The organism is Rhodopirellula halodulae, from assembly GCF_020966775.1.
GTDB lineage: Bacteria > Planctomycetota > Planctomycetia > Pirellulales > Pirellulaceae > Rhodopirellula > Rhodopirellula halodulae.
Map to the genome: position 1 here is coordinate 87,999 of NZ_JAJKFV010000033.1, position 11,437 is coordinate 99,435.

Genomic DNA, 11,437 nt, shown 5'->3' on the forward strand with positions numbered 1-11,437 from the left:
AGCAATTCTATGTTGCCAGAAGCTTCTCGCAGCGTTTCTCAGACACCTTCACGGCGGTGCCCAGTGGCTGTGCAAATTGGCTGACTCGTAGTTCCTCGATCAACCACCGGAACTCGCTCCAGCGTTGTGATTTCGGATCGCGACGATCCTCAGGCAATCCGGCCAGCCACCGTTGCCACAGCGTGCCGATCATTTGCCGCGACTCAGCGTCTCGAGACGCGGAACTGCTCGCTTTTTCCAACCGATATGCGATGGCTTTCATGTAACGTGGGTAGTGTTGAAGGTGTTGCCACGGCACCCACGCGACGAAGTCCTCCGCCACCAACCATTCCATTTGGTTCATCACTTCACCGCGGACATCGTCCAATTTGGAAGAGGTCACCTCTTCCCACTGGCATCGCATCGCGTGGTACGACTCGGTCAGCTTGGTCAACCATCCGGCGATGTCTTGGGTCGCTTCGCCGATTCGCTGAGGAGCCATTTTCACTTGCTCCTCAAACTCCGACCGTTTTCGCACCAACGGCACCCGGCGTCCTGGCTGACTTTCGACCAGCGCGACGCGAATGATCAGATCCGCCAGCGCGGATTCCATGATGGACGAAGGCAGAACCGGTGCCAGTTTGATTTTGGCCTCCGCCAAGGCAGGCAGGTGCCGGACTTGGGACCGCAAGTCTTTCTTGCACGCCATCGCGTACAGCCGCATCAGTCCCAACTGCGTTGAACTTTCGGCGGAAGCTTCTTCTGAGAACAATTTGGTCGATACAAAGTCGCCTTGGTCGACCAAACCGGGATACTGAGCGACCTGAACTCCGCCACGTTTGCGGATGACCTCGCGAGGCAGCACGTCAACGTCAAACGTCGTCATCTTTTCGCGTGACCAGTCTTCTTCGGGACCGTCCGCCGCCGCGGCAACGTCCGCGTCGTCGACGACTCGAGATCCGAGCCTCGCCTTGACCTGATCGACCCCTCGCGTGCTTTCGATCACCTTGCCCGAGTCGTCGACCACGTTGACCAAGAATTCCAGGTGCGGCTCCAACTTCTCAGCCTGGAAATCCGACGCCACCACCCGAACTTCCGCGTGACGCGTCAACGCTTCGCACAACGTCGGCAGGAACGGGACCTTCCCGCGTTGCTCGGAGATTTCCGCAACAACTTTGGCCGCGACATCAGCAGCCGGAACCAAGTTGCGTCGCAAACGTTTGGGCAACGATTTGATCATCGCGATGACCTTTGGCTCCAACAATCCTGGCACCAACCATCCCAGCGCATCGTCGCTGACTTGAGGGAGTGCGGCCTCGTGGATCGTCAGATGAACCCCGTCGTCTTCGGCCCCGGGTCGAAAGTGATACTGCAGAGGCAATCGGGAAGATCCGGCGGCCAATTCGTCCGGGTAGGCATCCGCGGCGATGGCAACCGACGCCACCGACAGGATGTCTTCCGGACGAAGGTAAGGCGTTTTGTCGAGATCAACCTGTTCCGTCGACTCGACGAGCGGAGGTTCCGCCAACCACGCGGACAGTCCAACGTCGTCTTTCAACTTGGCCGCCCAATCCGGCGTGGCATGTTGGCGATCAAACTTTTCCAAACGAGGCCGGTCACAAACGTCTTCGGGCAAACGCGACGCGTAGAACGACAACAAAGAATAGTCGTCCACGACCAAGTCACGTCGCCGCGTCTTCGCGGCCAGCTTTTCGATGGATTCGATCAAGCGTCGGTTGTGGCGGATCGACTTTGCCGTGGTCGGCAACTCGTTCTCCACCAATCCATGACGGATCAACAGGTCACGCGCCGTCGCGGGATCGATCGGTGCAAGCGGAACTCGCCGACGCACCACCACCGGCAATCCAAACAGCGACTGCCGCTGGTAGCAAAACGCTCCGCCACTTTTACGACTCCAATGTGGATCGCTGTAGGACGACTTCAGCAAATGCCCGCCCACCGATTCGATCCAACCGGGTTGAATCTTCGCGCAGGTGCGAGCGTACTGCTTGGCGGTCTCAACCAACTCCGCCGCGACAATCCACTTCGGCTTCGATTCGAAGATGCCGCTTCCCGGCCACAAGTACAGCTTCAATCCGCCCGCGCCGGTGTACTCGTTCTTATCGCCCGCCATCGCAATCCCGGACAACAACCCCGTCATCAAGGCTTGATGTACCAAGACATAGCGATCCGCATCGACGATGGGCTGTTCGTTGGCTTGCTTCGCAGGATCCAGTGGCGCGTAACGAATTTTGCCGACGGAACGACCGCGTCCGGTCGAATTTGCCCCCGCCTTCGGATCCGTCGCTTGGCCACGGTCGTCGCTCGACTTTGGCTTCCTTCGTCGCCGACGTTTGCCTTCGCCAATCGACGACGCCATTTCCTTCAACTGTCGATATACGTCAGCCCATTCGCGCATCCGAGCGGGCGACAAAAAGTTCTTACGTAGAATTCGCGTCAACTTGCCGCGACTGTGTTCGCTTCGCATGGCGTCATAAAAGCGCCACAGTCGAAGCAACGAAAGGAAATCGCTTTCCGGATCCTTGAATGCGGCGTGAGCTTCATCCGCCGCCGCCTTCTTTTCCGGTGGACGGTCTCTCGGATCAGGGTTCTCCATCGCGGCCGCAATCGGCAAGACTTCTGGCAACACCCCCAAATCTTTCGCTGCAATCAGAATGCGACCGACGCGAGGATCCACGGGCAATCGTCCGAGTTGCCAACCAACGTCGTTCAGTTCCTGTTCTTCATCGAGAGCCCCCAATTCCTGCAGCGTCCGCATCCCTTCGCGAATGGCTTCCGGACGCGGCGGGTCGATCATCGGGAACTGGTCCAAGCGTCCCAAGCGGAGCGTTTTGCTTTGCAAGACGACGCTGGCCAAGTTGGTTCGCCGGATTTCTGGTGTTGTAAACGCGTCGCGTGACTCAAAATCTTCGACGCTGTAAAGACGCACGCAGATCCCCGGGCCCACCCGTCCGCAACGCCCCGATCGCTGGTTCGCACTGGCGCGACTGATCGGTTCCACCGGCAAACGCTGCACCTTGGTCCGCGCGCTGTACCGGCTGATCCGAGCCGTTCCGGAATCGATGACGTAGCGGATTCCTGGCACCGTGAGCGAGGATTCCGCAACGTTCGTCGCGAAGATGATCCGGCGCTTGTTGCCACTGGGATGAAAGATCGCTTGTTGCTGCGACTGCGGCAGTCGAGCGTACAAGGGCAACAGTTCCACTCGGTTGGTCAGCCCCATCCGCTTGTAGTGCCCAGCCACACGATGACTGACTTCGCGAATGTCACGTTCCGTCGGCAGAAAGACCAACGTGTCGCCACTGCCGTCGCGAGACAGAGCATCCAGCCCTCCGATCACGTGCCGCGACAAATCGTAATGCCGTCCATCCACCTCGGCGTCTTCTCCGGCGACATCTTCCCAAGGCAGATATCGCAGCTCGACCGGGTAACCGCGCCCTTCGACTTGCAAGATCGGCGCGGGCACGATCGCGTCGTCGGAATCCACGTTCTGGCTGGGGTCCAACGTTCCAAAGTGTTCCGCGAAGCGTTCCGCGTCGATCGTTGCCGAGGTGATGATGACTTTCAACTCCGGCCGACGATTGATCAATTGACGCAAATAGCCCAACAAGAAATCAATGTTGAGCGATCGTTCGTGGGCTTCGTCAATGATGATCGCGCTGTAGGCACGCAAGTCTCGGTCACTGCGGGTTTCCGCCAGCAGAATCCCGTCGGTCATTAGCTTGATTTTGGTGCGATCGCTGGTTTGATCACCAAAGCGAACTTGGTAACCGACGGCATCGCCCAACCGCGTTTGAGTCTCCTCCGCCAAACGAGTCGCGATGCTGCGTGCCGCCAAACGTCGGGGCTGGGTGTGTCCAATCATGCCCTGTTCGCCCAATCCGGCGTCGAGCAACATCTTGGGCAGTTGCGTGCTTTTCCCGCTGCCCGTTTCGCCGCAAATCACCAACACCTGATGCTCAGCGAGCAGATCCAGGATCGAATCGCGATGCGCCGTGATCGGCAACTCCGCCGGGTACTCGATCTTGATCGGAGTATCGGGCTCAGTCGAAGCCCTGGATTTGTCCGGGGCACCGGATCGCGACGCGGCGTCCAAATCAACGGGCGGCAGCTCAACGTCGGGCGAAAGCGATGGGCTGTGAGGTTTCTGCAGTGGGTTGGATTTTTGATTCACGTCGTTTCGGTGGTTGCTTGTTCCGTCAAGTCGGTTTCCTTCGTCGCAGCGACACGCCTCATCAGCTCTTCGATGAAACGTTCCCGGTCATCGGGCGAGACAATGAATTCACGTTTCGAGGTTCGCACAATGACCCGCCGGAGCGACAAAGCGGGACCGCTGACCAGAGTGGACGAAGGCACTGCTTCAGTGATGTCCGCGTAGTCGACTTGGTAGCAAAGCAGCCCACACCGAATCGATAGAGTGTCCTGGAGCAGCGTGTAACGGCACGGAATGGTGAAAACCGCCGTCACCGCGGCAATCGCGGCCGCCATCAAAACCATGGTGCCGGCCTCATCAGCCCGGCCCTCATTCAACAGGTACGCAGCAATTCCAACGGCCAAAAAGATCGGTGCGAGCAGCACAAAAACCAGCCACCGATCAACGGCGGACGGGAAAACGATGGGGGACGCATTTTTCATGCGGGCAGTTTAGCAGCACCGGCGAATTTGGTGACCGGAGGGCGATTTTGCCCCATTTGAGGCGATTACCGGGCCTTTCCAGAATAACCGCAACAAATTTGTGCTTTTTCTGTAACGAAACGCGATCTCGCCGCAAATGCTACTGAGACCGCATTCTCCGCCATTAAAATTCGAGCATGAACGATCCCCAAAACCACCCCGCACCTCGCATCGCCGCCGAATCGGCGGAAGAGCGATTCGTGCAGTTGGTGACGGAGCATCAGGCTCGACTGAACGCGTACATCCTGTCGCTGGTCGGTGATGCCAACCGCGCCGCCGATGTCTTGCAGGAAACGAATTTGGTCCTGTGGCGACGCAAGGCTGATTTTCAGGACGGCAAACCGTTCTTGCCATGGGCGTTTGGCGTCGCGCGATTGCAAGTGCTGTCGAATCTGCGAGACAAACGACGTGCTCCGTCTTTGCTCGATGCCGATGTTGCTGAATTGGTTTCCAGCGACGTTGAATCGCAAGCAGAGAACTTCGACGACATTCAATCGGCCTTGAAAGAGTGTTTAGCAAGCTTGCCGCAAAAGCGTCGCCAGTTGATCGAGCATCGCTATTTCAATTCCAAGTCCATCGATCAGATCGCCAGCAGCACCGACCAAGGCAGCTCCAACGTGCGAGTCACCTTGATGCGAATCCGTCGTCAGTTGGCCGAGTGCATTGAGCGACGCATGGCCGCGGGAGGTCTGGCGTGAACGACCAACCCAACCAGCCGTCAGAAGCTGGCGATGAGTTTCGTTTGGACGAACTGTTGCTGGCCTTTGAAGAAGGCACACTGAGTGAGGCGGATCGCCAGGCGTTGAATGAACGCTTGCGAACCGATCCGGCTGCGAGAACCGAGTTCGCTCGTTTGCAGATGTTGTCGATCGCATTGCAAGAGGAATCCGGGCGTTCACCCGGACCGTCCAGCTCGTCTGCGTTCACCCCCCAAACCGATTCGTCCCTCGACCAAAGCGTTGGTCTCAACCCAAGTGCGACCGAACCCTTTTCGCGAATTTGGAACGACCGCTCGGTGTTGCGTTGGGCCTTCGCCGCGGCAGCAGCGGTGTTGGTTGCAGTGTCGGTTCGCTGGGTTCAATTGGAGACACGAGCCACCCAAGTCGCGACGCAGTCCGGTGCGGGCGTGAACCTGCCGGCGGATCGCGTGGCGACGGAAGAGCCCACTTCATCCGGGATCGCGGTGGTGACGCAGTTGGTTGATGCGAACGAGGCGGTTTTGCTGCCATCGCACAACGGAGCCAACACGATCCGCAAAAGCTTGGCCGTGAACGCCGCCTTGCAACCTGGTTCCATTGCCTTGGATTCCGGTTGGGCACAAATCGAATTTCTCAGTGGCGCCACCGTCGTGTTGCATGGCCCCGCGGAAATGGAACTGGTTTCCTCTGCCGAAGCCATCATGCATCGCGGTCGCATCCGTGCGGAAGTCCCGCCCGCCGCTCGTGGGTTTGTGGTTCGCACCAACGACATGAAGGTCGTGGACCTGGGAACCGAGTTCGGATTGGAAGTCTCCGACGAAGGCGCCAACGTTCAAGTGTTCGATGGCGAAGTCGAACTGCACACTCAGTCAAAGCAACCTCAACTGGTGCAAGCCGGCAACTCGTTGCGAAAAGGCAAATCCGTTGAATCGGGTTTGCAACCCTCGGACATGACACCGGATCGCTTCGTCGATGCGGCCAAGCTTCAGCAATTGGCGGAAACCCAACAACTGGCACGTTATCGCCGTTGGCAACAACACAGCGAATCCTTGCGAAACGATCCACGCTTGATCGCCTATTTCGCGATGGACACACCGCTTCGGGGAGAACGATTCCTGAAGAACGACACGGTCCCGCGCGAATCCGATTTGGATGGCGCGATCGTGGGAGCAACCGTGACCGAAGGCCGCTGGGCCACCAAGTCAGCCTTGCAATTCAAACGCCCGGGCGATCGCGTGCGTGTCAATGTGCCCGGCGAGTTTGGTTCGCTGACCATGGCGACTTGGGTGCGAATCGACAGTTTGGACCGTTGGTACAACTCTTTGTTTTTGACCGACAGCTACCAACGGGGTGAACCTCACTGGCAGATTCTGGACACCGGACAAATTCACTTTTCCGTGCGTCCATCGACGGATGGCGCGGACGGTGAACCCAGCGTTGGACCGCCGCATTACATCGCGTTGTCGCCGTCGTTTTGGAACCCTTCGCTCAGCGGCCAGTGGTTGCACTTGGCGGTGGTCTATGACGTCGACGCGGCAACCACCACTCATTACTTGAACGGGGATGTCCTCAGCGTGGATCACATCCCTGCTCATCAACTCGTTCGCACCACCCGCATTGGGATGGCGTCGATCGGGAACTGGTCCACTCCCCTCGAGCCCGACGAACATTATGCCATTCGCAATCTGAACGGCAGCATGGACGAATTGGCGATCTTCGCCGCGGCTCTCTCCCCCACCGAAATCAAGGAAATGGTTGAACATGGAAAACCGTGATTCATTGCATCGACGATTCACACAACGGTTGGCGGAGGCTGCGCTGCTAGGCGGAGCGTTGCTGGGTTTGAATGGCAACACGTTGTTGTTTGCAAATGACGCTGCCGACGCGGAAACGCAAGCACAAGCGTGGACCGATGACGCGGGTCACTCGGCTGACGACATGGACCGTCTGTTCACGTTGAAAGTCATGCCGTTGCTGAAAGAGAAATGCTTGGGGTGTCACGGCAACGACGCGGATGACATGAAAGGCGACTACGACGTCCGAACACGCGACGCCTTGCTGCGTGGTGGTGAGTCCGAAGAAGCCGCGATCATTCCTGGCAACGCCGAAGACAGCCCGTTCTATTGGGCGGTGACCTGGGACGGCTTGGAAATGCCGCCCAAGGAAAACGACCGGTTGACCGAAGCCCAAACCGAAATCGTTCGGATGTGGATCGATGCCGGTGCACCATGGCCCAGCGACGAACGGCAAAAAGAAATTCGCGACGAAGAATCCTTGGTCGCGGAGAACGAAGACGGTGTCTTGGTCGCGACGAGCGGCGGGCAAGCCGACGAGTGGACGTACCGACGTTACCAACGCGAAGAAGTGTGGGCATTTTTGCCTCGCCAAACCGAATTCGAACACGACAGCATTGATGAGTTCATCAATGCAAAGTTGGACGAAGAAGGGATCGAGCCCGGCCCCACCGCGTCGCCGGAAACCTTGGTCCGACGCGTCTATTTCGATCTGATCGGCCTGCCCCCGACTCCCACGCAAACCCGTGAGTTTTTGACGGCTTTTGAAAAAGACGCCGATGCGGCATGGGACGCATTGATCGAAGAATTGCTGGCCAGCCCTCACTATGGTGAACGCTGGGGTCAACACTGGTTGGATGTCGTTCGCTACGCCGACACCGGTGGTTTCTCGAACGATTACGAACGCTCGAACGCTTGGCGATATCGCGATTACGTAATCCGCAGTCTGAACGAGGACAAGCCATACGATCAGTTTGTGATGGAACAAATTGCCGGCGATGAATTGCATGCCGACAAACCGGCCAACGATCCGGCTCGGGTGGAAGCGATGATCGCCACCGGTTTCCTGCGCATGGGACCGTGGGACACCGCCATGGTGCCTCAAGAAGAAGCCCGTCAAATCCTTCGCGATGACATGGTGCACAGCATCGGTCAGTCGTTCCTGTCGATGCCGATGCGATGCTGCAAGTGTCACGATCACAAGTTTGATCCCGTGCCGACTCGTGACTACTACCGCATGTATTCCGCCGTCTCGACTGCACAGCCAGTTGAAATGGAAGTGCCATTCATCGAAGACGAAAACACGGATGGCTTCCAAGAAGGCAAGCAACAAACGCAAGCCTTGTACGACTATGCGAAAACGCGAGTCGACCGATTGGTCCGCAAACGCGAAGCCGCTGCCAAGGCGTGGTACGAGGAACACGACAAACCCTACAAAGACCTGAACGCTCGCAAGGGTGATCCCGACGACGAAAAGCCACCTCGCGCGGTTGGGTTGAGGGAAACCGAACAAGGTCGCTTGAAGGTGCGTGAACAGGACGTTTGGATTTGGAACCGGCGTTTGGAACGCTACAAGCCGATGGCTCAAACGGTGATCAATGCACAGGATTCCTGGATGAACGCACGCAAACTGCGTGCACCGAAAACGATCAAAGAAGATTGGATCCCTGAAAACTTCATCTTCAACGGCGGTTCACTTGCCGCCAAAGGCGAAGCCGTCACCCCCGGCGTTCTCAGCGGGTGTGGGCTGCCGGTCGAAGGTGCCCCCGAAGACGATCCATTCGCGTTGCCGAACACATTGACCGGTCGTCGTTTGGAGCTGGCGAAATGGATCGCCAACCCCGAGAACCCAATGAGCACGCGTTCGATCGTCAACCGGATCTGGCAACACCACTTCAATCAAGGCATAGTCGCCACGCCGAACAACTTTGGCGTCAAGGGTGCGGCTCCCACGCATCCTGAATTGTTGGACTGGTTGACCGGCGAGTTCCTGGCCAACGATTGGTCGATCAAATCGATCCATCGCATGATCCTTCATTCGGACGCGTACCGACGAAGCATCGAACATCCGAACTCGGAAGCCGATCCAGACAACACTTGGCTCGCTCGTTTTTCGCCACGTCGTTTGACCGCCGAAGAAATCCGAGACAGTTTGCTGGCTGTTACCGGAGAATTGAATCCAACGGTGGGCGGATTGCCTGCTCGACCAGAGATCAACATGGAAGTTGCACTCGAACCTCGTATGATTCAGTTCTCGATTGCACCGGCTTACCAGCCTTCGCGAACGCCCGAGCAACGCAACCGCCGTTCGATCTACGCTTACCGCGTGCGTGGGCAAGCCGATCCGTTCTTGGAAGTGTTGAACAAGCCGAATCCGAACGACTCGGCAGACGTGCGTGACGCGGCATCGGTCTCGCCACAAGCCTTCACGTTGCTGAACAGCGATTTGATGACCGACCGAGCCATCGCGATGTCCGTGCGACTGCAGCGGGAAGCCGACCAATTGGCGGACCAAATTCAACGTGCGTTTGAGCTGTCCATTGGACGCGTTCCCACCGAGAGCCAACTGCAACGCATGAAGCAGTACGTCAAAGACATGACGGCTTATCACAACCAAGTCACACCGAAGCCCAAGACGTATCCCAAGGAGATCACACGATCATTGGTCGAAGAATTCTCCGGTCGTCCGTTCGAATACACCGAATGGCTGCCCACGTTTGAGGACTACCAAAGTGACTTGAAGCCATGGGAAGTCGACGGCAAGACGCGAGCGTTGGCCGACATGTGCTTGGTGCTGTTCAACACGAATGAGTTTGTGTTTGTGGATTGATCCGAACGATCAACGACCGCCCACGTTGAAACGCCAACGTCTCAAACGGTGAACATGGGGTGGTGTACAAGGAATGAGTCCCAAATTTTTTCTGCGGGTCGGGCCTCACAGACTTGCACACCACCCCTAAACCGTTTCCATGTAGGTCAGGTCCCACCTGACAACCGCGCACCGCTCCCCACAACCTTTCCGCTGCTGCCCCTATCTTCCCAAACCCATCATTGTTCCGGAACGATCCGTTTCAACTCGGTTCCGCCGGAGGAGCCCGTCTCAAGCGAGCGACGTGATGCCGGATGTGCGTCGCAAAGCCTCCTTCATTCGGCCGACATGGTTTCGGTGCCAAATTTCCACCGACGACACCGGCGGGCTCGCGCCCAACCGCGAACATAGTCCACCCGTAGTGGTCGTTCCGGCTCTATGTGTCATGCTGCGGATAAAGCGACTTGAGTTTGACTCGCGCATCTTCGGTGGTGAATCTCCAATTTGTGCCACGCTTTTTTGCGTTGCGATCGGATTGCCAACGCTCAATGTGACAGTCCATGGCTTCGGCTGTTTCAAATCGAATGCTGCCCAGACATAGGCGACTTAGAAGGCTCAGTTCCATTTCCGCCATGTTCAACCACGAGCCGTTCTTAGGAGTGAACACTAAGTTAAGACGCCGACGGAGACGTCCCGCTAGTTCCGCATCAAATGTATGGTAGAGACTCGCAATGCTATGCGTGTTGAGGTTATCGCACACGAGCGTCACGGTTTCCGCATCGGGATAGTCGACCTCCAATAGCGTCCGTATCTCTTGGGCCCAATCGACGCGAGTTCGACTCTCGCGGCATCCGACGCGCCGCCAACCATCAATTGGGTTGTAAAACATCAACAGTGATCGCACGCCGCGTCGTTCGTATTTATCGTCGACCCGTTTGTTACGGCCTGGCTTGGTTCCTTGGCGAGGTTTCGCCGGTAGCGGTTCGGAAACATCGCGTAGAATTTGACGCGACGCCTCGTCCATGCAGATCAGCACCCTTTTCTCGTCATAGGCTTGCTGATACGTGTCAAGAACGGTTTCCATTTGAGCGACAAAACGAGCCCTATTTGAGTCGGCGATGCAGAAACGTTCCTGCTTCCAGGGCTGAGTTTCGTTTTTTTAAGTATTGCCTGACCGTTTCTGGCGAGATGGAATCGACGATCTTCAGTCGTTGCAATTCGTCGCAGATCAGTTGAAGAGTCCAGGCACCTCGTCCCTCAGGAGGCTCACTACAAGCGATGACCGCCAACTGAGCTTCCCCCAGTCCATCAAGTCGTCGCCGATGAGGCGCTTCTGGTCGTGGTTTTCGCTCACAAGCCTCTTCGACCGAACAGATGTCTTCGCGTTCTCGAACAAAACGCTGGCGAATTCGAACGACTTGTCGAGATGAAAGTCCGACCAACTCGGCGATGTTGGAATCCGT

7 protein-coding genes are annotated in these 11,437 nt (G+C 57.3%); 3 read left to right on the plus strand and 4 right to left on the minus strand.

Annotation, left to right across the window (positions count from 1 at the left end; genetic code table 11):
• Nucleotides 1–7: 7 nt before the first annotated feature.
• Together hrpA and LOC70_RS23895 are read right to left on the minus strand one after the other, a co-directional pair.
• Nucleotides 8–4,174, minus strand: a complete 4,167-nt coding sequence (hrpA, locus tag LOC70_RS23890) for an ATP-dependent RNA helicase HrpA (protein WP_230256579.1) — start codon at nucleotides 4,172–4,174, stop codon at nucleotides 8–10.
• Nucleotides 4,171–4,635: a PH domain-containing protein gene (locus LOC70_RS23895; RefSeq protein WP_230256580.1), complete on the minus strand. Its 465-nt coding sequence runs from the start codon at nucleotides 4,633–4,635 to the stop codon at nucleotides 4,171–4,173. The genes hrpA and LOC70_RS23895 overlap by 4 nt, the downstream gene beginning before the upstream one ends.
• A gap of 176 nt (nucleotides 4,636–4,811) precedes the next feature.
• Here LOC70_RS23895 and LOC70_RS23900 point away from each other — a divergent pair, with 176 nt between their 5' ends.
• The 3 genes from LOC70_RS23900 to LOC70_RS23910 are packed head-to-tail and all read left to right on the plus strand — an operon-like array spanning nucleotide 4,812 to nucleotide 9,995.
• On the plus strand, nucleotides 4,812–5,372 hold the full coding sequence (locus tag LOC70_RS23900; protein ID WP_230256581.1) for a sigma-70 family RNA polymerase sigma factor: 561 nt from the start codon (nucleotides 4,812–4,814) through the stop codon (nucleotides 5,370–5,372).
• Nucleotides 5,369–7,147: a LamG-like jellyroll fold domain-containing protein gene (locus LOC70_RS23905; protein ID WP_230256582.1), complete on the plus strand. Its 1,779-nt coding sequence runs from the start codon at nucleotides 5,369–5,371 to the stop codon at nucleotides 7,145–7,147. Before LOC70_RS23900 ends, LOC70_RS23905 begins: the two co-directional genes overlap by 4 nt.
• The gene (locus LOC70_RS23910; protein WP_230256583.1) at nucleotides 7,134–9,995 is read left to right on the plus strand and encodes a PSD1 and planctomycete cytochrome C domain-containing protein; all 2,862 of its coding nucleotides are present in this window, start codon (nucleotides 7,134–7,136) and stop codon (nucleotides 9,993–9,995) included. The genes LOC70_RS23905 and LOC70_RS23910 overlap by 14 nt, the downstream gene beginning before the upstream one ends.
• A gap of 415 nt (nucleotides 9,996–10,410) precedes the next feature.
• On the opposite strand, the gene LOC70_RS23915 is transcribed toward LOC70_RS23910, so the two are convergent.
• On the minus strand, nucleotides 10,411–11,094 hold the full coding sequence (locus LOC70_RS23915; protein WP_230256639.1) for a transposase: 684 nt from the start codon (nucleotides 11,092–11,094) through the stop codon (nucleotides 10,411–10,413).
• Nucleotides 11,078–11,437, minus strand: a 360-nt coding sequence (locus LOC70_RS23920; RefSeq protein ID WP_230256584.1) for a helix-turn-helix domain-containing protein, incomplete at its 5' end; no start/stop codon positions are given. The genes LOC70_RS23915 and LOC70_RS23920, both read right to left, overlap by 17 nt.